The sequence below is a fragment of the Vibrio sp. D173a genome, assembly GCF_030248475.1.
This window is the reverse complement of record NZ_JAHGAH010000436.1, coordinates 1-668: the sequence shown is the minus strand read 5'-3', so window position 1 is coordinate 668 and position 668 is coordinate 1. Positions and strand designations below refer to the sequence as shown.

The window sequence follows — 668 nt, the reverse complement described above, 5'->3', positions numbered from 1 at the left end:
GGCTAGATTGAAAACCAGAATTTGGTGGTGGTTGATGCGCCGGGGCAGCAAGCGCATCGCCATATTGGCTTGGTTTGGCGCCCTAGCTCTTCACGAGTAAGCACATTCAACCAACTAGCAGAAGTTGTTTCTGAATTACTTTAATCTTTTTTCTATTCACAATAGCAATAAGTATTAAGTTAAATTATTAGTAGTTCGATAAAAAGCACACTGCATCTGGTGTGCTTTTTAGTATTTTATTCTGTTGCTGTGCTTTTATTCGACGGTAAACAATAGAGATCTTATTAAGTAGCTTTCATTCATTTGTGAAATTTCACACGCTTAGTTTTACACATTCTTTTTTGCTCCTTGTTTAACTTCCTTGATGTATATACTTCTCAGTAGTTAAAGACTAACGACATTCTTACGCTTACTCTAAATCAAACGGTTGTTTTAAACTGGGTGCTGCTCAATTTTTCAACGTAATAAAATTACGTAAATCCTCGAAGAGTAAGCAGTGAAATAGCCACTGAGATCACAACCATATAAAGCTTTGAATTTAACTTTTTATTAACTTTAGACCTTTTGCTCTATGTTAGTTTGAGTTAGATTAACTACATGAAGATTAAGACTTATGTCTAGCTATAGTGCGCTTGTAATCGATTTCAAATTTGGAGATGGTAATAAGC

The 668-nt window shown here is 34.9% G+C and carries 1 pseudogene; it reads left to right on the top strand.

Annotation, left to right across the window (positions count from 1 at the left end):
• Window positions 1–6: 6 nt before the first annotated feature.
• Window positions 7–144, top strand: a pseudogene (locus KIV40_RS26540) (hydrogen peroxide-inducible genes activator); the annotation flags it as partial.
• Window positions 145–668 lie beyond the last annotated feature (524 nt).